Consider the following 23,708-nt stretch of genomic DNA (forward strand, 5'->3'; position numbering starts at 1 on the left):
ATCAAACGTACAATGCAGCGCCCTATTTTACGTTATTGGTTAGAACACTTTGAAAACGAACCATTTAACCAAACCAAATTATGAAGTATTGCTATTTATTCCTAATCGTCTTTATGTGTTCGATCTCAACGATGACCGCACAGGTCGATCGTGATCTATTCCGTGTCGGTTTCAATGCCGGCCTACCCGTTGGCGATGCCGCCGATATCGCCAATATCAGTATCGGGGTCGATGTCATGTACCATCTTGGTGTTTCGAAGACCGTTGACCTCGGTGTGGCCACCGGTTTTACCAATGCCTTTGGAAAAACCGAAACCGTTTCGGGTGGTGGAATCACCATTGAGAACGAGTTCGATAACATCCAGCACATTCCTTTGGCCGGTTCGTTCCGTTTTTACCCGGCCCACGGGTTCAAACTTGGCGGTGATGTCGGTTATGCATTAGGGCTCAATGCCGGAAATGAAGGTGGTTTGTATTACCGCCCCATGTTGGGAATCGAGATCAACGGCACGACCGAATTGAACCTTTCATACACCGGTATCGAGGGTGATGGGGCGAATTTTACTACTGCGGTACTGGCCGTTTTGTTTCTTTTTTAATAAGCGACTGAAAAAGAGTAAGCTAGCTTTTGTAAGGTAATTTTTTCATGTTTATACATCATTTTCGTAAGATATAGTGCTAACTTTTGGTTACTAATTAAAATCGAAAAACATGAAGAAAATCGTAATGATCCTTTGTCTGGCCATAGCCCCGGCATTGGGTATGGCCCAAACCTCCAAAGGGGATATCTTTTTGGAAGCCAACACCGGAAACCTTGCAACGGGTAACACGTCGTTTGCCTTGAACGCCAGTGATGGCAACACCGCCTGGTCCATCGGTATCGATGGCGGGGTGTTTATTATGGACGATCTCGCCATTAAAGCCGGTATCGGATATTCGGATCTCGGTGATTTCGTTGATGGCAATTTGGTCTATAAATTGGGGGCCAAGTATTATTTGAACGGAACCATTCCACTCGGGGCGGATCTCACCGGAATAACAAGTGACGGAAACGGTGCGAGCTGGTTCGGCCTGCAAGGCGGATATGCCATTTTCTTGGGCGATAATGTGGCCATCGAGCCTGCCCTTCGATATAACATAACCCTTGATGAAGCCGACGCCGATAGTATCTTTCAAGCCTTGGTCGGGTTCGTTATCTTTTTATGACCCCAGACCTTTAAACGGTATTTGTAAAAGGAAGCTTCGGCTTCCTTTTTTCGTAGCTGTAATTTATGAGTACATTTAGGGCATGAAAATCATGATCATCAATGGTCCGAATTTGAACCTATTGGGCAAAAGGGAGCCTGAAGTTTATGGCAGCACCACCTTTGAAGCCTATTTAGAGGAACTTAAGGGCAGCTTTCCGGAAGTCGAATTGCATTATTTCCAATCGAATATCGAAGGGGAATTGATCGCCAAGCTACAGGAAGTCGGCTTTTCTTATGACGGTGTCGTTTTAAACGCGGCCTCTTACACCCATACCTCGGTGGGTATAGGGGATGCCGTAAAAGCCATTGAGACCCCGGTGGTGGAGGTCCATATTTCGAATACCCATCAGCGGGAATCGTTTCGTCATGTATCTTATATCGCAGACGGGGCCAAGGGGGTCATTTTGGGCTTCGGCCTACAAAGTTATGCGCTCGCGATCGAAAGTTTTCTCCGGTAAACGAGACTACTAGTGTGAAGGTTACATCCGATTTCCTTCTTTTTTACGTACGTATACAAAGTCCCCAACACTATGAAACACTACGTTGCAATCCCTCTGGTTTGTCTATTCTTCCTCGTATCGGGATGTGGTGATGATGATCCACAACGAACCATCGTTCTTGACGACACTCCCGTTACTGAGTTTACCGTATCGATTACCAATGCTTTCCCGAATTTGACATTCGATCGGCCGGTCGATTTTCAGAGCCCCGATGATGGCACCGATCGGGTGTTCGTCGTCGAACAGGGCGGATTGATTAAAGTATTCGATAACGATCCCGAGGTGGTCGGAACGACGATTTTCCTCGATTTGCGGGACCGGATTTCCACCAATGCCAATGAACAAGGGCTTTTAGGGCTCGCTTTTCATCCGGATTATGCCAATAATGGCCTTTTTTATGTCAATTATACGCCTGACGCCGGCCTGTCGGTAACTTCATCCTTCATGCGATCTTCCGATGCCAGTGTGGCCGATAGTTCAAGCGAGATTCTGCTTTTGGAGATTCCACAGCCCTTTACCAACCACAATGGCGGGCAATTGGCTTTTGGCCCCGATGGCTATCTGTACATCGCTTCCGGTGATGGGGGGTCGGCTGGTGACCCGGGCAACAATGCTCAAAACACCGCCAATCTGTTAGGGGCGATTTTGCGGATCGACATCGATAACCTTGCGAATGGGCTCCCCTATGCGATTCCCAATGGCAATCCGTTTTTCGGAAGTACTACGGACCGGCAGGAGATTTATGCCTATGGCCTTCGGAATCCTTGGCGAATGAGCTTCGATACCCAGACCAACACACTGTGGGCCGGTGATGTGGGGCAAGACGCCATTGAGGAAATCGACCTTATCGAAGCCGGGGGCAATTATGGCTGGAAATTATTCGAAGGGAATACTTGTTTTTCAGGGGATTGCGATGCATCGGGATTGATTCCGCCGCTATTCGAATACGATCAGACCGAAGGGGATCGTTCCGTAACCGGAGGTTTTGTGTACCGGGGTAGCGACATCCCAGAACTTCAAGGCAAATACGTTTACGGCGATTTTATCAGTGGTAAGATCTGGTCATTGAACACTGACGGTACCGACAATACCTTGCTGGTGGGTAGCGGATTGAATATCGCTTCCTTTGGTACCGATGGTCAAAACGAACTTTACCTCTGTGCTTTCGACGGTAGGATCTACCGCCTGCAAAAAGATTAGTCGATGTTCCTTAAATACTTCTTGTCGGCATAAAAGGTGCCAAAGGGCAGTATGGATGCCAGAAAGAGAACCAAAAAGCGTTTGAGTCCCCAGCGATTTTGCCAGCTAAATAGTGCGGAAAGTAAGATAAACAGGATAAAAAGTACACCATGGGCCATGCCGATGACCTTGTTCGGTTGCCCGATATCGGCCCAATACTTCAAGGGCATGGTCAATCCGATGATCAACACATAGGTGATGCCTTCTAAAATCGCCACAGCTCGGAAAAGTTGCGTCATGGTGTGGTTTTATAGATGGATGACCTCGTCATAGGCATCGGCAACCGCTTCCATGACCGCTTCGCTCATGGTTGGGTGCGGGTGTACCGCCTTGAGGACTTCATGACCTGTCGTTTCCAATTTTCGGGCGACCACGGCTTCGGCGATCATATCGGTCACTCCGGCACCGATCATATGGCAACCGAGCCATTCTCCGTATTTGGCATCGAAAATCACCTTGACGAAACCATCGGAATTCCCCGAGGCTTTTGCCTTTCCACTTGCGGAAAAAGGAAACTTCCCTACTTTGATCTCATATCCTTGCTCTTTCGCTTGTTTTTCGGTCAGACCGACAGAAGCGATTTCGGGCATACAGTACGTACAACCTGGGATATTGCCGTAGTCCAGGGGTTCTACATGCATTCCTGCGATTTTTTCAACGCAAAGGATGCCTTCGGCAGAGGCAACGTGGGCCAAGGCTTGACCTGGTGTGACGTCTCCGATGGCATAATAACCCGGTATGTTGGTTTGGTAGTAATCGTTGACCAAGATCTTATCGCGGTCCGTAGCGATTCCGACCTCTTCCAGGCCTATGTTTTCGATATTGGTTTTGATGCCGACGGCCGAGAGCACGATGTCGGCTTCCAAGACTTCTTCCCCTTTGCTGGTCTTGACCGTAGCCTTGACCCCGTCACCTGAAGTATCCACTTGGGTCACTTCAGCGGATGTCTTGATTTTTATCCCTGATTTTTTAAAGGTGCGTTCGAGTTGTTTCGATACGTCTTCGTCTTCAACGGGCACGATGTGCGGTAAATATTCCACAACCGTTACCTCGGTACCCATGCTGTTATAGAAATAAGCGAATTCGATTCCGATTGCGCCACTTCCGACAACGATCATTTTTTCGGGCTGCTTTTCCAAAGTCATGGCCTCACGATACCCGATGACTTTCTTTCCATCTTGGGGAAGGCTCGGCAATTCACGGCTGCGGGCACCTGTGGCGATGACGATGTGCTCGGCACTGTATTCGGTAGTGGTTCCGTCGGTTGCCGTAACATCGATTTTCTTTCCAGGTTTCAATTTTCCGAATCCGTTCAAGACTTCGATCTTGTTCTTTTTCATCAAGAACTGTACACCTTTGCTCATACCATCGGCAACCCCGCGGCTTCTTTTGACCACGGCATCGAAATCATGTTCTACTTTTTTGGCACTAAGGCCGTAATCCTCGGCATGCTTGAGGTATTCAAATACTTGAGCGGATTTTAGCAATGCCTTTGTCGGGATACAGCCCCAATTCAAACAAACACCTCCCAAACTTTCTTTTTCGACGATCGCCGTCTTCATACCGAGTTGTGACGCACGAATGGCCGTTACATACCCGCCAGGGCCGCTTCCTAAAACAATAACATCAAAATTGCTCATTGTAGATATTTTTTTAAGGATTTGAATTTTACTTACCGAGGAGTAAGCAGGTGCAAAAATACGGATTTAACCCTCGAACGACCAAGGGAACAAATGACTAAATGGTGAAATTCAAGGGTCAGCTGCCTTTCGAACCGAACAGCCGCTGGTTAAAGGCTTTGGAACCGCCTTTCAGCACCGATAACGATTGCCATGCATCGCCTTTCAGTTGTTTCCCTAAAATCACGATTTGACCCACATGGTTGGCATAATGTGCAATTTGCCTGTTGATTGCGGCCACGATGCTGTGCGGCTCGTTGCGGATGTAAACCGTCGTGTCGAAATTCGATTCGTCTAGCTCCGATAGGGCGGAAAAAAGGCAGTCCCATCCTTTTTCCCAAAGTGCGATCACTTCAGGTTTGTTCTGGGGTGGATGTTCGAATTCAGTATCGCGATGGCGCCAAGGCTTTTCCCCGTCCGAATGCAAAAAATCCGTCCAGCGACTCAGCATGTTGCCGGCCATATGCTTCACGATCTGTGCGATGCTATTGTCACCTTCGTTTCGTCGATGGAGCAATTGGTCGTCGTCAAGTTGTTCAAAGGTTTTGTCTCCTAGGGTTTTATAGCGCTTGAACTCGAACCGCGCACTTTCCAAATAGGTGTCGACCATACTCATTCCGTACCGGACTCAAAATCGATACTGCCCGAGTTGATGCAATAGCGCTGTCCTGTGGTTTCTTTTGGTCCGTCATTGAAAACATGGCCTAAATGCCCCCCGCAATTCGCACAAACGGTCTCGGTACGGATCATGCCGTGCGAAGTGTCGCGGATGTATTCGATCGCTCCCTCAATGGCTTGATCGAATGAGGGCCAACCGCAACCGCTCTCGAATTTGTTGTTGCTTTCGAACAATTTGGCATTGCACGCCTTACAATGGTAGGCGCCTTCTTCGAAATGTAGGTTGTACTTTCCCGTAAAGGGTCGTTCGGTCCCTTTTTGTCTCAGGATGTAATAGGATTCCGGGGAAAGGTCTTTTTTCCATTCCGCTTCGGATTTCGCAACGTTGTATTTTTTATTCTTCGACATCAGCTATGAAATTAAGTGCGGCCCCATTGATGCAGTGCCTTTTTCCCGTAGTGTTTGCCGGGCCGTCATCGAAGACATGGCCCAGATGGCCGCCACAGGTCGCACAATGCTCTTCCGTTCTCGGGTAGCCGATCTTGTAGTCGACATCATAGGCTACGTTGCCATCTATCTCGCGGTCGAAACTTGGCCATCCGGTACCCGAATTGAATTTGTGTTCGCTCCGAAAAAGTCCGGTTCCACATCCGGCACAGACGTACGTGCCCTGTTCTTTATTGGCCAACAATTCACTGGAAAATGGATTTTCGGTGGCTGCCTTACGCAACACGTAATACTCCATATCGGTCAATTGCGCCCGCCATTCGGCATCCGTTTTTTGTACCGCATAGGCGATTTTAGCATCTTTTTTAGACGTCTTTTTATCTTTTTCTTCCTGTGAGATGCCTTTGCAGCCGAAAAAGGCGATTAAGGCGATCAGCGCAATGTTTTTTCCCATCTTTTTTTTTAATATGACGGTCATGGGGTGGTTTCCTTTCAAAGTTACGGTATTTTGAAAACAGCCCTAAAACAAGAAACCCATTCCGAACGGAATGGGTTCTTTCTTTGTTGTCATCCAATCAATCGATCGAATGTTTTTCAATGCTGTTGAGATCGAATTGCAAAGCACCCATCACTTCGTCGAGGTTGGAGGTGTCGATTCCCGAATCCGTTCCGAATTCAGCAGGTAAAATCGCGATTCGGAACACTTGGTTATCGGTATCACCGGGTAAGAGGGTTCCCAGGTCGAAATCCGACTCCAAGAATATGGATACATCGAAGAAGGTGTGATCGAAATTGTATTGTAGTAAGCCCTGGTCCAAAATCCGGGTTTGGGGCAAAAGGCGCCAAACGTCGATTGGATCGCCCCCATCGGGGTCATCGACCTGATCGAACAGGATATAGACCAATACCACATCGGATTCAAAAACCTCGACCGTGGTCGGGAATTCGAAGAAAATGGAATAGTCGTTGTCGGTAGTGAAGGTGCCTTCTATTTCCAAGACCGTACCCAAAATATTGACCCCGTCTTGCCCATCAAGGCCATTGAGGCCGTCAAGGCCATCGAATCCGGGAGGGCCTGCAGGGCCTTCACAGGATATGAAGAACATGCTGGCGACTAGGGTTAAAAGTGTAAAAATCCTTTTCATTTGATTTGATTTAAGGTTATGATATTTCTCGATTTCGTTTCGTTTGTTGGATGAAATCAAAAAGCGTTCCAAAAAATTTATTGGATGGTTTTATGGCTTTGCGAAATATGTGAATCGCGGCAATTGGATAATGCCTAGTTTTTCCTATTTTTAACTGAAACCAAACAGACCGACCTATGTTGCGACAACAACGTGTTGTAATCGAAAAAGTAACGCCCCAACTGCATTCAGGGGCATTTTTTATCAAAAGGGTAGTAGGGGAACGTGTTCATGTCCATGCCGATGTGCTCGGCGATGGCCATGACATCGTGCAAGGGGAATTGAGCTATCGCCACGAGGGTTCGAAAAAGTTCGAGACGGTTCGTATGGAACACCAAGGAAACGATGCGTTTTATGCTTCCTTTCAAGTCGAAAAGCAAGGCTATTACGAATATAAGGTAGGGGGTTGGGTCGACTATGCCTTGAATTGGCAACATGGTATCGAGGCCAAGTTGAAAGACGGTCAGCATGTCATCAGTGAGTTGCTCGATGGGGTCCAGTATTTGAAGTACCTGGCCAAAAAAGGCAGCAAGACGGAGAAAGCGTATGCCAAAGACCTTATCGCGGCCTTCGAAGACGAGGCCCAATATGATAAAGCCGTTTCCGCGGCCGTTTCCGAAACACTCCATGGACTGTTTTTAAAGTTTCCGTCCCGGATTTTGGAAAACCAAAGTCTGACCTTAAAGGTATACGTGGATCGTAAAAAGGCGAATTTCAGTACCTGGTACGAGTTCTTTCCGAGGTCATCAGCTTCGGAGCCCGGCCAACACGGCACCTTCAAGGATTGCGAACGATTGTTGCCGAAAATTGCCAAAATGGGGTTCGACACCCTATACTTTCCGCCGATCCATCCGATCGGGGAAGTCAATAGAAAAGGGCGCAACAATACCGTAAATGCCCAAGAAGGTGATTCTGGGGTTCCTTGGGCCATAGGATCCAAATTGGGCGGCCACAAAGCCATCCACCCCGAATTGGGTAGCGAACAAGATTTCAAAACTTTGGTCGACAAGGCCCTCGATCTGGGTATCGAAGTAGCTATGGATATCGCTTTCCAGGCCGCACCCGACCATCCGTACCTCAGCGCGAACCCGCAGTGGTTCAGAAAGCGCCCCGACGGTACGATCCAATATGCCGAGAACCCACCGAAGAAGTACCAAGATATCGTCAATTTCCATTTTGAAACCGAGGATTACGAAAACCTTTGGAATGAACTATTGGGCATCGTATTGCATTGGGTACATCTGGGTATCAAGGTATTTCGGGTCGATAACCCACATACCAAACCCTATTACTTTTGGAACTGGTTGATCGAGCAGGTCAAAAAGGACCATCCTGATGTGCTGTTCTTGGCCGAAGCCTTTTCGAGACCCAGGGTCATGCAACAATTGGCCAAGCAAGGGTATTCGCAATCGTATACCTATTTTACCTGGCGAGTGGGCAAGCATGAACTCATGGAGTACATGATCGAACTGACCCAATCGGAAATGAAGGAGTATTACCGTCCGAATTTTTGGCCCAATACCCCTGATATCAATCCATACCACCTGCAAGGCGCTAACGAGGCCATGCATTTGATACGCTATGCCTTGGCAGCCACCCTGAGCGGTAACCTCGGTATTTACGGCCCGGTTTTCGAATATATGGTGACCGATGCCATGCCGGGTAAGGAAGAATATTTGGATTGTGAGAAGTATGAAATCCGACACTGGGATTGGTCGATCGAAAACAAGATCACCCATTTGATGACCAAGATCAATTGGGCGCGCAAAAGCCATCCTTGCTTGCAACAGACCAACAACATCCATTTCTGCGCCATCGAAAACGAGCACATCCTTGCTTTTTACAAATGGGATGATGATCGAACCGATGAAATGCTGATCGTCATCAGCCTTGATGCCCATAACCGCCAACAGGGTATGGTGCAACTGCCCTTGCACTTGCTCGGCATACAGGCTGGACATACGGTGGTGGTCAATGATATGATTACCGAGACCGGATACCACTGGCATGACGAGTGGAACTTCGTTGATTTGAATCCGGCGCTACCGTTCCACCTATTCCAAATAACGAAATAAGCATGGCCAAAAAGGAAGACAAGGCCCCGAAAGGGACCACCTATGAATTCAATGTCGCTTGGGAGCAATTACTCGATGACGCCACCTTCGTCAAAGCCTTCCTTTCGGATGTCTTGGAATCGTACATCCAATCACAACGTTGGTATGGCGGTAAAGCCAGCAAGCTGAAGTATATCGAACTGCAAGAGTATTTCCGTATCCAACAACACGGTGAAGTGTACTATGGGCTGCTTTTGGAGGTCAATTTCGAAGAGGCCTTTTATCAGCATTACTTTTTGCCGATCGCTTTTGTGTCCGATGAGGGTTTTGCCAAAAAAGACCGTATCCTATCCTTGAAGTTGAATGGGCAAGACGGCTTTATCATCGATGCCCTCAACCTAGAATCGTTTCGGAAATTGGTCTTTGAACGGATCGCCACGGCCGAACCCCATGATATTACCAAGGTGCGTTACCACAAGAGTACCGAGTTCCATGAAAACGAATACCGATCTTCACGCTTCATGGGGCTGGAGCAGAGCAACACCTCGATCATCATCAACGATAGTTTGGTCATCAAGTTCTTCAGGCGCATCTATGCCGATAAGAACCCCGACTATGAGATGAGTCGTTTTCTAACTGAAAAAAAGGGCTATCGGAACACCCCTGCCTATCAAGGAAGTCTAAGCATCATCGATACGGATAACGCCAACATCACCATTGCATTGATGCAAAAATTAGTGTCGAACGAGGGTGATGCCTGGGAATACATGTTGAAGGAACTTGATATCATCTTCGGATGGTTGCAGAACAAACAGATCGCCATCGATTCGCTCCCCAGTGTGGGTTTGTTCGAACGATTGGAAATCAAGGACGTACCCCCTGAGATCATTGACTGGGCCGGGTTGAACATCTTCCTTAAAATGCAGAAACTCGCCCAACGAACGGCTGAAATGCACATCGCCCTGGGTTCTGAATTCGAAGATACCGCCTTTACCCCCGAGCATTTCAATGGGGACTATGAGGTTTGGTTGAAAAACCGCTTGTTGTACCAATTCCAAAATCGGTTGAATACCGTGGAGAACAATTTACACCGATTGGAAGGGCTCTCGTTGGAGTTGGCCAAGGAGTTTTTGGAACGCAAAAATGCCATACGGAAACGTTTCGTGAATTTCGATTGGACGAAATTGAAAGGAGAACGCTTGCGGGTACATGGTGATTACCATTTGGGTCAAGTATTGGTGCAGGGTGACGATTTCTTTTTACTCGATTTCGAAGGGGAACCTGAGAGTACAATCCGCGATAGAAAGGTAAAACAACCGCCCTTAAAGGATATCGCCGGTATTTTCCGTTCGTTCCATTACGCGGTTTATGCCACCATTTTCAACCATGGAGGGAAATACCCCTATAGCCAAGAAGAACTTTTCAGGGCAGGTGAAATCCTCTATGGATATTTCATAGGGGTCTTTTATGCGAAGTACGTATCGATGATCCAGGAAAACAACATCAACATCGGATACACCCAAGAGCGTATTTTCTTGTTGGAATACTGCATGCTTGAAAAAGCGGTGTACGAATTGGGGTATGAAATGAATTCAAGGCCCCAGTGGGCGGTGATTCCCTTACGGGGCATCATGAGTATTATGAACTAAAATCAAAGCATGGCAAACGTTGTACCACATAGTCTGTTTACAGATTTCGATATCGACCTGTTCAAAGGGGGTAAGCACTTCAGATTGTATGAAAAGTTAGGGTCGCACCTTATTGAGGTCGATGGGGTCAAAGGAACCTATTTCGCGGTTTGGGCCCCTTCGGCCAAAGCCGTCTCCGTAGTCGGTGACTTCAATTATTGGCTTGAAGGCGACCATAAATTGAATGTACGCTGGGATGAAAGCGGCATCTGGGAAGGATTCATACCCGGTATCGATAAAGGGACCAAATACAAGTACAAGATCCATTCGCACAACAATGATATCAAAACCGAAAAGGCCGATCCCTTCGCGCGATATTGTGAAGCACCCCCGAAGACTGCCTCGTTGGTCTGGGATGCCCCGCATGAATGGAAAGACGCTGCGTGGATGGACAGTCGCGAAAACCACAACGGACTCGATAAGCCCTATTCGGTCTATGAAGTGCATCTCGGTTCTTGGAAAAGGAAGAACGATGATAACTTCCTCTCTTACGTCGACTTGGCCGACGAATTGGTCGCCTATGTCAAGGATATGGGCTTTACCCATGTGGAGTTCATGCCGGTAATGGAATATCCTTACGATCCTTCTTGGGGGTACCAACTCACCGGTTATTTCGCTCCGACTTCAAGGTTCGGAAAACCGGAGGATTTCAAATTGCTGGTCGATAAATTGCACCAGGCCGGAATCGGGGTGATTTTGGATTGGGTTCCCTCACATTTTCCGGAAGACGCCCACGGTTTGGGCTTTTTCGATGGTTCGAACCTGTACGAACATCCCGATAGGAGACGGGGTTATCACCCCGATTGGAAGAGTTTGATCTTCAACTACGGCCGTAATGAAGTACGGGCTTTTTTGATCAGTAACGCGGCATTTTGGCTAGACCAATTCCATGTTGATGGCTTGCGGGTCGATGCCGTCGCTTCCATGCTATACCTTGATTACTCCCGTGAGGATGGCGAATGGGAACCGAACATCTATGGCAATAACGAAAATCTGGAGGCCATGTCGTTCTTGCGCGAAATGAACCAAGAGGTATATGCCAGTTTTAAGGGAGTCCAGACCATAGCCGAAGAATCGACGGCCTTTAATGGGGTGTCCAAACCCGTGCATTTCGGCGGACTTGGTTTCGGAATGAAATGGATGATGGGGTGGATGCACGATACCCTGGAGTACTTCAAGAAAGAGCCGGTATACCGCCGACACCACCAAAACGATATCACCTTCAGTCTCACTTATGCCTTTACCGAAAATTTCATGCTGCCCTTTTCACATGATGAGGTGGTCTATGGCAAGCAGTCGTTGGTGTACCGTATGCCCGGTGACGAATGGCAACGATTCGCCAACCTGCGATTGCTTTTCGGGTACATGTTTACACATCCTGGGAGCAACTTGATCTTTATGGGTGGGGAATTCGGACAGACCTCGGAATGGAATTTCCAGCAAAGCCTGGACTGGCATTTGTTACAGTACGACTTCCATTCAGGGATTCAAAATACCGTAAAGGCCCTGAATACCCTTTACAAAAAACAACCGGCATTGCATGAAAAACAGTTCAGTCCCGATGGGTTTCAGTGGATCGATTATGGCGATCATGAAAACTCGGTGTTGACCTACATTCGTAAAGGCTTGCAAACTAAGGACGATTTGATCATTGCGATCAATTTTACCCCGGTACCACGTGAGAATTACCGATTGGGCGTACCGAAGACCAAACAACTCAAATTATTGTTCAATAGTGATGCGAACGATTACGGGGGTAGTGGTGTCGGTAAAAAGACGGTCAAACCCGTAGCTAAACCTTCACACGGGTACGAAATGTCGGTTGAACTGAACCTTCCACCCCTAGGGATCCTGGTTTATAAATAGAAAGATCGATACTACAACGTTGTAGTGAAGGTTGTTGGGAAATCCGTTTCATTATTTGCCCCCAAAGTGTTTTTTTTGTGGGTCTTAAGAGTAGTGTACTATGATTACGAATACCGAAGTCGAACGGAGGGGAAATCTGTATCCCAACCAAATCGTAGACTTTAGACAAGATAAAGACCGGGTTTATTTTACCTCACAAAACGGGGTCATTTTAGAGATTACGGTATTGCGCGATAGCGCGTTGCGTTTCAGATATGCCACCGAACATGTGTTCGAACCTGATTTCTCTTACGCCCTGGATGACGATATCAGTTTAGGATACAACGAGCTAGAGGTTAAGGACGAGATCCCGGAATATGTCATCGTTACGGCTAAGCTGCGCATTTATGTGAACAAGGAAACGATGAAGGTGCAGATCGCTGATTTGGATGACTTGGTCATCAATGAAGATGAGACCGGTTTCCACTGGGAAGAAAACTTCGATTATGGCGGTAATATCGTCAAAATGAGTAAGGTCACCCAGTCAGGTGAAAGTTTCTATGGTATGGGGGATAAGGCTTCCCACACCAATTTGAAAGGAAAGCGGGTCAACAACTGGGTCACCGATTCTTATGCCTATGGCAAAGACCAAGAACCCCTGTATAAAGCGATCCCTTTCTTTGTCGGGTTGCATAGTGGGGCGGCTTATGGGATATTTTTCGACAATTCGTTCAGCACGTATTTCGACTTTGCCCACGAACGCAGGAACACCACCAGTTTCTGGGCCCATGGCGGTGAAATGAACTATTATTTCTTTTACGGTCCGAAGATCTCACAAGTAGTCGAAGCCTATACCGATTTGACCGGGGTTCCTGAGCTCCCTCCATTATGGGCCTTGGGTTTCCACCAATCGAAATGGAGCTACTATCCTGAGAAAAACGTACGCCAACTGGCGTCGAAATTCAGGAAACTTGAAATTCCATGCGATGCCATATACCTCGATATCGACTACATGCAAGGCTTCCGTTGCTTCACTTGGGACAACCGTAGGTTTCCCAACCCGAAGAAAATGATCGCCGAACTGCTCGAAGATGGTTTCAAAACGGTAACGATGATCGATCCAGGTATCAAGATAGATCGCGACTATTGGGTATACCAGCAAGCCATGGACAACGGATTTTTCTGCCGACGCGCCGACGGCCCCCACTTTAAGGGGAAGGTTTGGCCAGGGGAATGCAAGTTCCCTGACTTTACGAATCCGGAAGTCCGCGAATGGTGGGCCGGACTGTATAAGGAAATGATCGAGGAAATGGGGGTCAGTGGGGTCTGGAACGATATGAACGAACCGGCCGTTATGGAAGTTCCGACCAAGACCGCCAATTTGGATGTGCGCCATGATTACGACGGCCATCCGTGTAGCCACCGTAAAGCCCATAACGTCTATGGCATGCAAATGGTTCGTGCTACCTATGACGGCATCAAGAAATACACCTTCCCCAAAAGGCCGTTCGTCTTGACCCGTGCGGCTTATTCAGGCACCCAGCGGTATTGTGCCACCTGGACGGGAGATAATGTCGCCACTTGGGAACACCTTTGGATCGCCAATGTTCAAATGCAGCGCATGTGTATGAGCGGTTATTCATTCGTAGGTTCCGACATTGGTGGTTTTGCCGAGCAACCCAATGGGGAGTTGTTCGCAAGATGGATACAATTGGGAGTGTTCCATCCCTTCTGTCGCGTGCACTCGAGCGGCGACCATGGAGATCAAGAGCCTTGGTCTTTCGGGGAGGAAATCACGGATATCGCTCGAAAATTCATCGAATTGCGGTATGAACTGCTACCGTATTTGTATACCATGTTCTACAAATACATCAATCAAGGCCTGCCCATGCTACAGTCATTGGTGTTTTATGACCAAGAAGACGCTCAGACCCATTTCAGGACCGATGAGTTCCTATTCGGGGAACAGATCTTGGTGTGCCCGGTGCAAGAGCCCAACGCCAAAGGACGTCGTATGTACATCCCCAAAGGAAAATGGTACAACTATTGGACGGAGGAGCTTGTGGAAGGCGGCGTCGAAAAATGGGTATCGGCCGATATCGATAAAATCCCGTTGTTCATCAAAGAAGGGGCGATGATCCCAAAATATCCGGTACAACAGTATGTGGGTGAAAAAGAGATCACTGAATTGAAGATCGATGTGTACTACAAAGATGGCCTTGAGAATTCAATGATCTATGAAGATCAGCAAGAGGGCTATGACTATAAGAAAGGGCGTTATAGTTTGCGCAAGTTCCGTTTGAGGGGAAAGAAAAAAGACCTGATCATCCAGCAGTTCAAGGATGGAAGTTTCATTACCTCTTACAGCACTTTCAAACTGCAATTCCACGGACTTCCTTTTAAAATCGGTTCGATTGAAATCGACAATGAAGTAGTCGATTTGGCCGCTGTGAAATTCGATGGGGCGAACTCCATTGAGGTCACCAAGGATTTCACCTCACTCCACCTCATTGGCATATAATTTGTAATTTCAAGGGTGTAAACACTAGACATTATGAAAAAAATCAATTTGGCCGTCATCCTTTTTTTGGCCGTTGCCGCCTGTAAAACGAATCCGTTTACCGGAAAATCGGTGCTCAACTTTTATGGGAACCATCAATTGTTCCCCATGGCGTTTGCGCAGTATGATCAGTTTTTAACCGATAATAAGGTGGTGAAAGGCACGGCCGATGCCGAAATGATCACCAAGGTGGGACAGCGTATCGCTTCGGCCGCAGAACGTTGGTTGGACGCCAATGGATATCCAGGCTACCTCAAGGACTACAAATGGGAATACAACCTTGTTGACGACAAAACCGTTAACGCTTGGTGCATGCCTGGGGGCAAGATCGTATTCTATACCGGAATTCTACCCATTACCCAAACCGAAACCGGCGTTGCCGTGGTCATGGGCCATGAGGTCGCACATGCTTTGGCCGACCACGGGGCCCAACGGATGAGCGCAGGAACCTTACAGCAAATCGGTGCAGTGGCAGGTAATGTGGCCATTCAAGACCCAAAGGCACGTAATGCCTTTAACCAAGCCTATGGCATCGGATCGACCGTAGGGGTCATGTTGCCTTTCAGTAGGGGACATGAGACCGAAGCCGATCGCATCGGACTCCAGATCATGGCGATTGCCGGATACAACCCGGATGAAGCGGCCAACCTTTGGAGAAGGATGAAGGCCAATTCAGATGGCCAGGCCCCACCTGAATTTTTAAGTACCCACCCTTCAAACGACACACGAATCGCGAACCTGACCGCTTGGGCGCCCCAAGCCAAACAGGAAGCGGCGAAATTCGGGGTGACATCCTTCAGATAAGGAAGCTAAAAATAACCAATGGAAAGCTGCTTTTTAAGGCAGCTTTTCTATTTTTATGACTATGGTAAAAGCAATCGCACTCAAAGGAAGCAAGAAATTATTGAACGCTTGGGCCTTTTATGATTGGGCCAATTCGGTGTATAGCCTGGTCATTTCCTCCGCGGTATTCCCCATTTTCTATGGTGCCTTGTTCCGGGCAGCCGAAATCGAAAAAGTAAGCGTTTTCGGAGGTGAGATCGCCCGTGCCCCCTTGATCAGTTACGTGACATCGGCCGCCTTCGTCTTTATTGCCTTAGTGACCCCTTTGGTAAGCGGAATCGCCGACTATTTGGGCAACAAAAAGGTATTCCTCAAGTTCTTCTGTTACCTAGGTGCCGTCTCCTGTATCGGTTTGTATTGGTTTTCACTGGAAAATATTTATTTCGGCCTGATCTGTTATTTCTTCGGTTTGGTCGGATTCTGGGTAAGTTTCGCGATCAACAATTCATATTTGCCCGACATTGCCTATCCCGAACAGCAAGACGGCGTAAGCGCCAAAGGATTTTCATTGGGCTATATCGGCAGTGTGATCCTCTTACTGTTCAATTTGGCCATGGTCATGCAACCCGATCTTTTCGGGATTACGGATAATGGAGGTGAGGTCGCCGAGATCAAGGCCATGAAGTACTCTTTCGTCACCGTGGGTATTTGGTGGATCGTTTTCAGTCAGTACACCTTCAAGTACCTGCCTAAAGGAAACAAATCGGCTGGCGGACAATCGAACATCATCTTGAACGGTTTCAAGGAATTGCGTGGGGTTTGGCACCAATTGGGCAACGAACTGCGTTTAAAACGCTATCTAGGGGCCTTTTTCGTCTACGCCATGGCCGTTCAGACCATAATGTTGATCGCTACCTATTTTGGAGAGGAGGAAATCAATTGGGGTACCGACGGGGAGCGAACGACCGGATTGATCGTGAGTATCTTGGTCATCCAGGTGGTGGCCATAGCTGGTGCGACATTGACCGCAAAGGCCTCCAAACGTTTTGGTAACATCAAGACCCTGATCGTGGTCAATGTCATTTGGGTATTGCTTTGTGTGTACGCCTATTTTTTACAGACCCCAACGGATTTCTATATCGCGGCCGGATTGGTCGGTATCGTGATGGGCGGTATACAGGCATTGTCAAGATCGACCTATTCGAAATTTCTACCCGATACGGACGATACGACCTCCTTTTTCAGTTTTTATGATGTGGCCGAAAAAATCGGGATCATCATCGGTACCTTCCTTTACGGATTTATCGCCCAAGCGACGGGAAGTATGCGCAATGCGACCATAGTTTTAGGTCTCTTCTTCGTAGTTGGGGCCATCTTGTTACTGCGTGTGGAAAAACGTGAAAACGCATAAAAAAAATCCCGGTTTTCGCCGGGATTTTTTCATTGTTTACTTTTTGATTGGTGAATAACTCCTGTTCAGTAGCTGGTAATATCACCGGAACCTGAACTTTTGGTGTCTATTTTCTTTGGATTGCCCTTGTAGCTGATATCGCCGGATCCCGACACACGGGCTTTTAACGATTGCTTTGCGGTCACCCTGATATCGGCCGAACCGGATACTTGGGCATCGACGAAATCGGCTTCCAGTCCATACGCTTTGATATCACCCGATCCCGAAACCGAGACGGTAAAATCCGTGGCCTTTCCGGCCAAGTTGATATCCCCGGAACCCGACATGGAGGCTTTGACCTCGTTGGCTTCGACTTCAAGGCTGATATCGCCAGATCCCGAGATACTGGTTTTGAATTCATTCGATTTTAGCACGGTCTTTCCGACGATATCACCGGATCCCGAAAGCGAAACCCCACGCACGCTTTCTACGGGTACGATGATAAGGATGCCATCTTTCCAGTTAGAGGGCTTGAGGTTCACCCCACGCTTGGTCTTGATGGTCAATTTTCCGTCTTTGACCTCCGTTTTGATGTATTCCAATAGGTTTTCCTCTCCTGTTAGGGTCAGCTCCCCTTCTTGCCCCTCGACGAGTTCAACGTCGAACCATCCGGCCAAGGCGACGACATCGTAATCGCCTACGGAACGTTCGATGGTTACGACTTTTCCGTTTCCTTTAACCCTTTTGCCCCATTGCGCACAAGCTACGATAGTGCAAAGGACCATGCTCAGTGTCAGTAGTTTTTTCATGATTTCGTGTTTTGGTTTATGGATTTAATAACTTGATATGTCACCGGATCCAGCGGTTTTGCTATCGACTTTGCCCGGGTTGCCCTTGTAGGTAATATCTCCTGAACCTGCGACCCGCGCCCTGATGGCTTGGTTGGCCGTCACTTTTAAATCGGCCGAACCGGAAACATTGGCTTCGACGTTTTCCGCTTCAAGATCAAACGCCTTGATATCACCGGATCCCGCAACTGAAACTACGAAATCTTTGGCATTTCCGGTAAAGACCATGTCGCCCGAACCGGATAAGGAGGCCTTGAAATAATCGGCCTCTACCGAAAGATCCACATCGCCCGATCCTGCTAAGGAGGCATTGAAGCGTTCTGCTTTGAGCGTGGTCTTCGAAACGACATCACCCGATCCCGAAAGGCTTACCGAGTTGACTTGCTCGACGGGCACGGTAATGATGATGCCCCCTTTCCAATTGGATGATTTCAAGTTGACCCCTTTTTCCTTTTTGATGGTCAGGGTACCGTTTTTGACTTCGGTCTCGATGTATTCCAAAAGGTTTTCTTCACCTTTTAAGGTCAATTGACCTTCTTTGCCATCAACCAAGATGACATCGAACCATCCGGCGGCCGCAATGGCATCGTAGGATCCCACATTGCGTTCAATAGTGACGACATTGCCGTTTCCCTTGATTCGTTTTCCCCATTGGGCACTTGCCGAAATGGTGACTAAAGCTAAAATAAGTACTGGTAGTTTTTTCATGATCGATTCGTTTTTTGATGTATTAATTTTGATAGAAGGTGATGCCACCATACTCGCTGTTGATGGTCACGTTGTTACCGGAGTTCTGTTTGCCTCGGTAGCCCTTGTAATATTTTTCACTTGATTTTTCCTTGCTGATGTTGATCTCGAAATCGTCCTTACCGCTTACTCCTGCATATTCGGTGGTGATTTCAAAATCAAAATAGTACGATGGGTTGTAGCCGATCTTGATACCGGTGTAATCGGAACGTACGTTGATATTACCGGCATCAGAGGCCATTTCTGCGATTTTCAACGACCCGTAGTCGGAAGTCACATCGACATTACCGTGTACTTCACCAAGCTTGACACTGATGTAGTCACCCACACCCTCGACATTGCCGACATTGCTGATCTCCATAGACCCATAGTCAGAGGAATATTCCAAATTGGCCATTTCTTTGACGATGGCCGTGGTGTAATCGGCCTTGATGTTCAAGTTACCCGCCTTGTCGACGGTAAACCCAGAGTAATCGGCAATGATCTCGGCACTGTTGATATACTCGAAAGTGGAACGGGAGGTATAGTCGAACCGCAGTTCGTTGTTCCTACCGCGTAGTTCGCCGATTTCCATTTTTCCGTAATCGCAACTGATCTTGGCATGCCCGTCGATACGATCGAGAATGATGTTGCCGTAATCATTGCTGAGGTTGACGCTGTTCTTTACGGGCAATTTGACGGTGTAGTTGACCTGAACGCTGACATTGTTGCGTTTTCCCCAACTCCATCCCCAATTGCGCCCCCGATCACCGAACCTGGTGATGGCCGATACCAAGCTACTGCTGTTCTCGAAATCCACATCGATTTCGTTCAATCGATCTTGCACCTTGGTTTCATTGTTGCCATTGGTTTTGACATGCACCTCGATCATGATTTTGTCTTGATCCCATGAAGTGATGTTCAGGTTGCCATAGCTATTTCGCACTTTGAACAAGGCGTCGGCATTGACGCTGAATTCTTTTTTAATGGTTTTTTCTTTGGTGTACTTGCCTTTCATGCCACCTCCGGTGACACTTGCCGACAGGGCAAAGGGAACCAATAAGAGGCTCAGGGTGATATATTTAAATAGTAAAGTTCGCATCATTGTTGTTTTTTAGGTTTTTAATCGCTTCGATATTGGTCAATACTTCCTTCAAAAGGTCGATCCTGGTTTGGAAATTGGTGATCATCGCGTTCAAGATGAACTTGCTGTTGCCCCCGTTGATCAATTCTTGTTCCAATTGGCCGTAGTTGGTTTCGAGTTTGGCCAGTTGGATCAGGGCGTCGTCGACCAATTTCGCAGTCTCGGGCGTCCGTTCATCGTTCAAGAGCTGCACTTGTTCTTCGATCAAACTTGCGAAGTAGAATTCCGTTTCGGACACTTCAGGCGCGATTTCGACGACTTGTTCCTTGATATTCGGCCCTGGGCCGAACACTTGGAGGCCGACCACGCACAACAAGGCGATCGAGGCGGCGATGGACAATGGTTTCCACCAGTTCGTTTTTTTAGGTTGAAGGCCCACAACCCCGTTTTGTTGGTTCAGTTTCTGTAGAAATCGTTCTTGATGGCCGACTTGTGGCTCTTCAAAATCAAATCCATCTTGAAGTCTTTCAAACAGTTCGTTAATTCTATCCTTTTCCATAACTAAACATTTACGGTCAATTTTTTCCGAAGGCTTTCCTTTGCCCTTGAGATGGTCGTTCTACAATTCGCATAGCTCATATCCATGATTTGGCTGATCTCTTCGTAGTCGTACCCTTCGATTAGATGTAAGGTCAAAGAAACTCTGTAGTTATCTTTTAGACTTTTCATGGTCTCCATCACTTTTTGAGCCTTCAGTTCTGTGTAACCATCTCCATCCAAAGCAACCCCATCATTATCTTCGACCTTGTACATTACATCATCTAAATCAACAGCTTGGTTTTTTTGCTGCTTCTTGTAATGATAAATACTGTTGTTGATCACGATTCGTTTCAACCATGCCCCGAAGGTCACTTCACCCTTGAATGTATGCAGTTTCGTAAACGCGTTCAAAAACGATTCCTGCATGACATCCTCGGCTTCCGCAGTGTGCTTTACAATGCGTAAGGCGATGTTGTACATGGCCTTATAGTAGCGATTGTAAATCTCTAACTGTGCACTTTGTCTTCCTTCAAGACACCATTGCACCAAGGTGTCAGTATGTTCATTTTTGTGGCTCAAAAAGTGGAATGGTTTGTTCTATAGAGCATGCACTTTACCGATTGTTACAGTTTTGTCAACTTTTTTTTAGATCGCTGTGGCATAACAATTGCTTAAATTAAGATAAAATGAACGGTGTTTTCATGATAAGGCCCGATTTACAAGGGTTTGAACCGAAAAGGCCGCCAATGATGCAACCTAAAATGGCCTTGATTGAATGACAGAATGGCCGAAAACGAATGTATGGGAGAATTGAAGTTTACGAATTTTGACAATATGTCTTTACAGGGTATCGATGAAGAAGCCGAGTTGATTCCGTTGTTGACCCCTGAAGATGAAGAGGAAATGAACAATGAGGTGTTACCGGAGACCTTGCCGGTGCTGCCCTTACGCAATACCGTTCTTTTTCCGGGGGTGGTTATCCCGATAACAGCCGGCCGTGATAAATCGATCAATTTGATCAAAGACGCCAACAACGGTTCCAAGACCATTGGAGTGGTTTCACAAAAGGATGAAGAAACCGAGAATCCTGGGGTTAACGATATCAATACGCTGGGCACGGTGGCCCGGATCTTGCGGGTGCTGCAAATGCCCGATGGCAATACCACGGTCATCATCCAAGGAAAGAAACGGTTCGAGATCTCGCAGGTGATTACCGAAGAACCTTATATGACCGCGACCATCCGCGAAGCTGAAGAGGTGCGCCCCGATCAAAACGATGAGGAATTCATCGCCATCATCGACTCGATCAAAGAATTGGCCTTCAAGATCATCAAAGACAATCCGAACATCCCATCTGAAGCGACCTTTGCGATCAAGAATATCCAAAGCAATTCGTTTTTGATCAATTTCGTTTCCTCGAACCTGAATTTAGGTGTGGCCGAAAAGCAAAACCTACTTGAGATCCAAAACCTGCAAGAACGTGCGCTAACCACCTTGAAGTACATGAATACCGAACTTCAAAAATTGGAGTTGAAGAACGATATCCAATCCAAGGTGCGTCACGATATGGATCAGCAGCAGCGCGAGTATTTCCTGCACCAGCAGATGAAGACCATACAAGAAGAGCTAGGCGGTATTTCTTATGAAGAAGAGGTCGACGAGATGCGCGAACGGGGCCAGAAGAAAAAGTGGGGCAAGAAGGTGAAAACGCATTTTGAAAAGGAATTGGCCAAAATGCAACGGATGAACCCACAAGTTGCCGAATACTCCATCCAACGCAATTATCTGGACCTTTTCCTAGACCTGCCATGGAATGAATACTCCAAAGACAAATTCGACCTTAAACGCGCCCAGAAGATTCTGGACCGCGACCATTATGGATTGGAAGATGTCAAGAAACGGATTATCGAATATCTAGCGGTATTGAAACTGCGTAATGATATGAAATCACCCATCCTTTGCCTATATGGCCCTCCAGGAGTAGGGAAGACCTCGTTGGGGAAATCGGTTGCCGAAGCCCTTGGAAGGGAGTATGTGAGGATGTCTTTGGGCGGATTACGTGACGAAGCCGAGATCAGGGGCCATCGAAAAACCTATATCGGGGCGATGCCCGGCCGTATCGTGCAGAGCATCAAGAAAGCGGGCACGTCGAATCCGGTATTTATTTTGGATGAGATCGATAAATTGGGTGCCAGTCATCAAGGTGATCCTTCTTCGGCCATGCTCGAAGTGCTCGACCCGGAACAGAACAACGAATTCTACGATAACTTCCTCGAAATGGGATACGACCTTTCGAAAGTCATGTTCATTGCCACTGCGAACAATTTAGGTTCCATACAACCCGCTTTGCGTGATCGAATGGAAATTATCAATGTGACCGGGTATACCATAGAGGAAAAAGTGGAGATCGGGAAAAAACACCTGTTGCCAAAGCAGTTGGAAGAACACGGCCTCGATACGGCCCATTTGAAGATCGCAAAACCGCAGTTGGAAAAAATCGTGGAAGGCTACACCCGCGAATCGGGAGTGCGTAGTCTTGAAAAGCAATTGGCCAAAATGGTGCGGTACGCCGCCAAGAACATCGCTATCGAAGAAACCTATGATGTCAAGGTATCGAACGCTACCATCGACGAGGTGTTGGGCCCCCCGCGTTTAGAACGTGATAAATATGAGAACAACGAAGTGGCCGGTGTGGTCACCGGATTGGCCTGGACCAGTGTTGGGGGCGATATCCTTTTCATCGAATCGATATTATCGAAAGGAAAAGGGAGCTTGAATATCACCGGGAACCTCGGAAAGGTGATGAAGGAATCGGCGACCATTGCTATGGAATATATCAAATCGAACGCCAATGAATTCGGTATTGATCCCGAAGTATTCGATAAGTACAACGTACACATCCACGTGCCTGAGGGCGCGACCCCGAAAGACGGCCCAAGTGCCGGTATTACCATGCTGACTTCCTTGGTGTCGTTATTCACCCAACGAAAGGTAAAAAAGAGCTTGGCCATGACCGGCGAGATCACCTTAAGGGGCAAAGTGCTTCCGGTCGGTGGAATCAAAGAGAAGATCCTCGCCGCCAAAAGGGCACGGATCAAAGAGATCATCCTTTCCGAAGACAATAGAAAGGACATCCAGGAAATCAAGGCGGAATATTTAAAGGGATTGCAATTCCACTATGTATCGGACATGAGCGATGTCATCGCGTTGGCCATTACCAAGCAGAAGGTGAAAAAGGCCAAAACCTTGTAAAAACACCTTTTTTTAGAAAGGGGC

At 47.5% G+C, this 23,708-nt stretch carries 22 protein-coding genes; 11 read left to right on the forward strand and 11 right to left on the reverse strand.

Annotated elements, in window-relative coordinates; translation table 11 throughout:
• The first annotated feature begins 80 nt into the window (after nt 1-80).
• The 4 genes from ABV409_RS13905 to ABV409_RS13920 all read left to right on the forward strand — a co-directional run bounded on the left by ABV409_RS13905 (nt 81) and on the right by ABV409_RS13920 (nt 2,947).
• Nucleotides 81-599, forward strand: a complete 519-nt coding sequence (locus ABV409_RS13905) for a hypothetical protein (protein ID WP_353878226.1) — start codon at nt 81-83, stop codon at nt 597-599.
• A 112-nt stretch (nt 600-711) separates the two neighbouring features.
• Entirely contained in the window at nt 712-1,206 is a 495-nt protein-coding gene (locus ABV409_RS13910) for a hypothetical protein (protein ID WP_353878227.1), read from the forward strand.
• 82 nt (nt 1,207-1,288) lie between these two features.
• Complete coding sequence (aroQ, locus tag ABV409_RS13915) at nt 1,289-1,705, forward strand: type II 3-dehydroquinate dehydratase (RefSeq protein WP_353878228.1); 417 nt, start codon at nt 1,289-1,291, stop codon at nt 1,703-1,705.
• 72 nt (nt 1,706-1,777) lie between these two features.
• Nucleotides 1,778-2,947, forward strand: a complete 1,170-nt coding sequence (locus ABV409_RS13920; RefSeq protein ID WP_353878229.1) for a PQQ-dependent sugar dehydrogenase — start codon at nt 1,778-1,780, stop codon at nt 2,945-2,947.
• On the opposite strand, the gene ABV409_RS13925 is transcribed toward ABV409_RS13920, so the two are convergent.
• The 6 genes from ABV409_RS13925 to ABV409_RS13950 all read right to left on the reverse strand — a co-directional run bounded on the left by ABV409_RS13925 (nt 2,944) and on the right by ABV409_RS13950 (nt 6,875).
• Entirely contained in the window at nt 2,944-3,225 is a 282-nt protein-coding gene (locus tag ABV409_RS13925) for a DUF3817 domain-containing protein (protein ID WP_353878230.1), read from the reverse strand. The genes ABV409_RS13920 and ABV409_RS13925 overlap by 4 nt on opposite strands.
• A 9-nt stretch (nt 3,226-3,234) precedes the next feature.
• Entirely contained in the window at nt 3,235-4,626 is a 1,392-nt protein-coding gene (lpdA, locus tag ABV409_RS13930) for a dihydrolipoyl dehydrogenase (protein ID WP_353878231.1), read from the reverse strand.
• Between the two features lie 118 nt (nt 4,627-4,744).
• Nucleotides 4,745-5,281, reverse strand: a complete 537-nt coding sequence (locus ABV409_RS13935) for a DUF1572 family protein (RefSeq protein ID WP_353878232.1) — start codon at nt 5,279-5,281, stop codon at nt 4,745-4,747.
• Nucleotides 5,278-5,691: a peptide-methionine (R)-S-oxide reductase MsrB gene (gene msrB / locus ABV409_RS13940; RefSeq protein ID WP_353878233.1), complete on the reverse strand. Its 414-nt coding sequence runs from the start codon at nt 5,689-5,691 to the stop codon at nt 5,278-5,280. The genes ABV409_RS13935 and msrB (ABV409_RS13940) overlap by 4 nt, the downstream gene beginning before the upstream one ends.
• Nucleotides 5,678-6,184 carry a peptide-methionine (R)-S-oxide reductase MsrB gene (gene msrB / locus ABV409_RS13945; protein ID WP_353878234.1) on the reverse strand — a complete coding sequence of 169 codons (507 nt, stop codon included), beginning with the start codon at nt 6,182-6,184 and terminating at the stop codon, nt 5,678-5,680. The genes msrB (ABV409_RS13940) and msrB (ABV409_RS13945) overlap by 14 nt, the downstream gene beginning before the upstream one ends.
• Before the next feature lie 121 nt (nt 6,185-6,305).
• Nucleotides 6,306-6,875, reverse strand: coding sequence for a collagen-like triple helix repeat-containing protein (locus ABV409_RS13950; protein ID WP_353878235.1), 570 nt, complete (start codon nt 6,873-6,875; stop codon nt 6,306-6,308).
• Between the two features lie 176 nt (nt 6,876-7,051).
• On the opposite strand from ABV409_RS13950, the gene ABV409_RS13955 reads away from it, so the two are divergent.
• The 6 genes from ABV409_RS13955 (at nt 7,052) to ABV409_RS13980 (ending at nt 17,255) form a co-directional block, all read left to right on the forward strand.
• The gene (locus tag ABV409_RS13955; RefSeq protein ID WP_353878236.1) at nt 7,052-8,989 is read left to right on the forward strand and encodes an alpha-1,4-glucan--maltose-1-phosphate maltosyltransferase; all 1,938 of its coding nucleotides are present in this window, start codon (nt 7,052-7,054) and stop codon (nt 8,987-8,989) included.
• A gap of 2 nt (nt 8,990-8,991) precedes the next feature.
• Entirely contained in the window at nt 8,992-10,617 is a 1,626-nt protein-coding gene (locus tag ABV409_RS13960) for a maltokinase N-terminal cap-like domain-containing protein (RefSeq protein WP_353878237.1), read from the forward strand.
• Between the two features lie 9 nt (nt 10,618-10,626).
• A complete protein-coding gene (glgB, locus tag ABV409_RS13965) occupies nt 10,627-12,522 on the forward strand; it encodes a 1,4-alpha-glucan branching protein GlgB (RefSeq protein ID WP_353878238.1) in 1,896 nt (631 codons plus the stop codon).
• Nucleotides 12,523-12,622: 100 nt separating this feature from the next.
• Nucleotides 12,623-15,022 carry a glycoside hydrolase family 31 protein gene (locus ABV409_RS13970; protein ID WP_353878239.1) on the forward strand — a complete coding sequence of 800 codons (2,400 nt, stop codon included), beginning with the start codon at nt 12,623-12,625 and terminating at the stop codon, nt 15,020-15,022.
• A 33-nt stretch (nt 15,023-15,055) separates the two neighbouring features.
• Nucleotides 15,056-15,865 carry a M48 family metallopeptidase gene (locus ABV409_RS13975; RefSeq protein ID WP_353878240.1) on the forward strand — a complete coding sequence of 270 codons (810 nt, stop codon included), beginning with the start codon at nt 15,056-15,058 and terminating at the stop codon, nt 15,863-15,865.
• A 61-nt stretch (nt 15,866-15,926) separates the two neighbouring features.
• Nucleotides 15,927-17,255, forward strand: a complete 1,329-nt coding sequence (locus ABV409_RS13980; RefSeq protein WP_353878241.1) for an MFS transporter — start codon at nt 15,927-15,929, stop codon at nt 17,253-17,255.
• A gap of 65 nt (nt 17,256-17,320) precedes the next feature.
• Here ABV409_RS13980 and ABV409_RS13985 read toward each other — a convergent pair whose 3' ends face one another.
• From ABV409_RS13985 to ABV409_RS14005, 5 genes are read right to left on the reverse strand one after another with little or no spacing between them, the layout of a single operon-like run.
• Entirely contained in the window at nt 17,321-18,043 is a 723-nt protein-coding gene (locus ABV409_RS13985) for a head GIN domain-containing protein (RefSeq protein WP_353878242.1), read from the reverse strand.
• A gap of 24 nt (nt 18,044-18,067) precedes the next feature.
• Nucleotides 18,068-18,790: a head GIN domain-containing protein gene (locus tag ABV409_RS13990; RefSeq protein ID WP_353878243.1), complete on the reverse strand. Its 723-nt coding sequence runs from the start codon at nt 18,788-18,790 to the stop codon at nt 18,068-18,070.
• Between the two features lie 22 nt (nt 18,791-18,812).
• Nucleotides 18,813-19,910, reverse strand: coding sequence for a DUF4097 family beta strand repeat-containing protein (locus ABV409_RS13995; RefSeq protein ID WP_353878561.1), 1,098 nt, complete (start codon nt 19,908-19,910; stop codon nt 18,813-18,815).
• Nucleotides 19,891-20,451, reverse strand: coding sequence for a hypothetical protein (locus ABV409_RS14000; protein WP_353878244.1), 561 nt, complete (start codon nt 20,449-20,451; stop codon nt 19,891-19,893). Before ABV409_RS14000 ends, ABV409_RS13995 begins: the two co-directional genes overlap by 20 nt.
• Before the next feature lie 2 nt (nt 20,452-20,453).
• The gene (locus ABV409_RS14005) at nt 20,454-21,011 is read right to left on the reverse strand and encodes an RNA polymerase sigma factor (RefSeq protein WP_353878245.1); all 558 of its coding nucleotides are present in this window, start codon (nt 21,009-21,011) and stop codon (nt 20,454-20,456) included.
• A 222-nt stretch (nt 21,012-21,233) separates the two neighbouring features.
• On the opposite strand from ABV409_RS14005, the gene lon reads away from it, so the two are divergent.
• Complete coding sequence (lon, locus tag ABV409_RS14010; protein WP_353878246.1) at nt 21,234-23,684, forward strand: endopeptidase La; 2,451 nt, start codon at nt 21,234-21,236, stop codon at nt 23,682-23,684.
• The last annotated feature ends 24 nt before the right edge of the window (nt 23,685-23,708 follow it).

This window comes from Flagellimonas algarum, from assembly GCF_040513375.1.
Taxonomy (GTDB): domain Bacteria; phylum Bacteroidota; class Bacteroidia; order Flavobacteriales; family Flavobacteriaceae; genus Flagellimonas_B; species Flagellimonas_B algarum.

What these genes read in the sequence shown, in the direction of transcription:
- ABV409_RS13905 (WP_353878226.1), top strand. Translation starts at nt 81, where the DNA reads ATGAAGTATTGCTATTTATTCCTAATCGTCTTTATGTGTTCGATCTCA.
- ABV409_RS13910 (WP_353878227.1), top strand. Translation starts at nt 712, where the DNA reads ATGAAGAAAATCGTAATGATCCTTTGTCTGGCCATAGCCCCGGCATTG.
- aroQ (WP_353878228.1), top strand. Translation starts at nt 1,289, where the DNA reads ATGAAAATCATGATCATCAATGGTCCGAATTTGAACCTATTGGGCAAA.
- ABV409_RS13920 (WP_353878229.1), top strand. Translation starts at nt 1,778, where the DNA reads ATGAAACACTACGTTGCAATCCCTCTGGTTTGTCTATTCTTCCTCGTA.
- ABV409_RS13925 (WP_353878230.1), bottom strand. Translation starts at nt 3,225, where the DNA reads ATGACGCAACTTTTCCGAGCTGTGGCGATTTTAGAAGGCATCACCTAT.
- lpdA (WP_353878231.1), bottom strand. Translation starts at nt 4,626, where the DNA reads ATGAGCAATTTTGATGTTATTGTTTTAGGAAGCGGCCCTGGCGGGTAT.
- ABV409_RS13935 (WP_353878232.1), bottom strand. Translation starts at nt 5,281, where the DNA reads ATGAGTATGGTCGACACCTATTTGGAAAGTGCGCGGTTCGAGTTCAAG.
- msrB (WP_353878233.1), bottom strand. Translation starts at nt 5,691, where the DNA reads ATGTCGAAGAATAAAAAATACAACGTTGCGAAATCCGAAGCGGAATGG.
- msrB (WP_353878234.1), bottom strand. Translation starts at nt 6,184, where the DNA reads ATGGGAAAAAACATTGCGCTGATCGCCTTAATCGCCTTTTTCGGCTGC.
- ABV409_RS13950 (WP_353878235.1), bottom strand. Translation starts at nt 6,875, where the DNA reads ATGAAAAGGATTTTTACACTTTTAACCCTAGTCGCCAGCATGTTCTTC.
- ABV409_RS13955 (WP_353878236.1), top strand. Translation starts at nt 7,052, where the DNA reads ATGTTGCGACAACAACGTGTTGTAATCGAAAAAGTAACGCCCCAACTG.
- ABV409_RS13960 (WP_353878237.1), top strand. Translation starts at nt 8,992, where the DNA reads ATGGCCAAAAAGGAAGACAAGGCCCCGAAAGGGACCACCTATGAATTC.
- glgB (WP_353878238.1), top strand. Translation starts at nt 10,627, where the DNA reads ATGGCAAACGTTGTACCACATAGTCTGTTTACAGATTTCGATATCGAC.
- ABV409_RS13970 (WP_353878239.1), top strand. Translation starts at nt 12,623, where the DNA reads ATGATTACGAATACCGAAGTCGAACGGAGGGGAAATCTGTATCCCAAC.
- ABV409_RS13975 (WP_353878240.1), top strand. Translation starts at nt 15,056, where the DNA reads ATGAAAAAAATCAATTTGGCCGTCATCCTTTTTTTGGCCGTTGCCGCC.
- ABV409_RS13980 (WP_353878241.1), top strand. Translation starts at nt 15,927, where the DNA reads ATGGTAAAAGCAATCGCACTCAAAGGAAGCAAGAAATTATTGAACGCT.
- ABV409_RS13985 (WP_353878242.1), bottom strand. Translation starts at nt 18,043, where the DNA reads ATGAAAAAACTACTGACACTGAGCATGGTCCTTTGCACTATCGTAGCT.
- ABV409_RS13990 (WP_353878243.1), bottom strand. Translation starts at nt 18,790, where the DNA reads ATGAAAAAACTACCAGTACTTATTTTAGCTTTAGTCACCATTTCGGCA.
- ABV409_RS13995 (WP_353878561.1), bottom strand. Translation starts at nt 19,910, where the DNA reads ATGCGAACTTTACTATTTAAATATATCACCCTGAGCCTCTTATTGGTT.
- ABV409_RS14000 (WP_353878244.1), bottom strand. Translation starts at nt 20,451, where the DNA reads ATGGAAAAGGATAGAATTAACGAACTGTTTGAAAGACTTCAAGATGGA.
- lon (WP_353878246.1), top strand. Translation starts at nt 21,234, where the DNA reads ATGGGAGAATTGAAGTTTACGAATTTTGACAATATGTCTTTACAGGGT.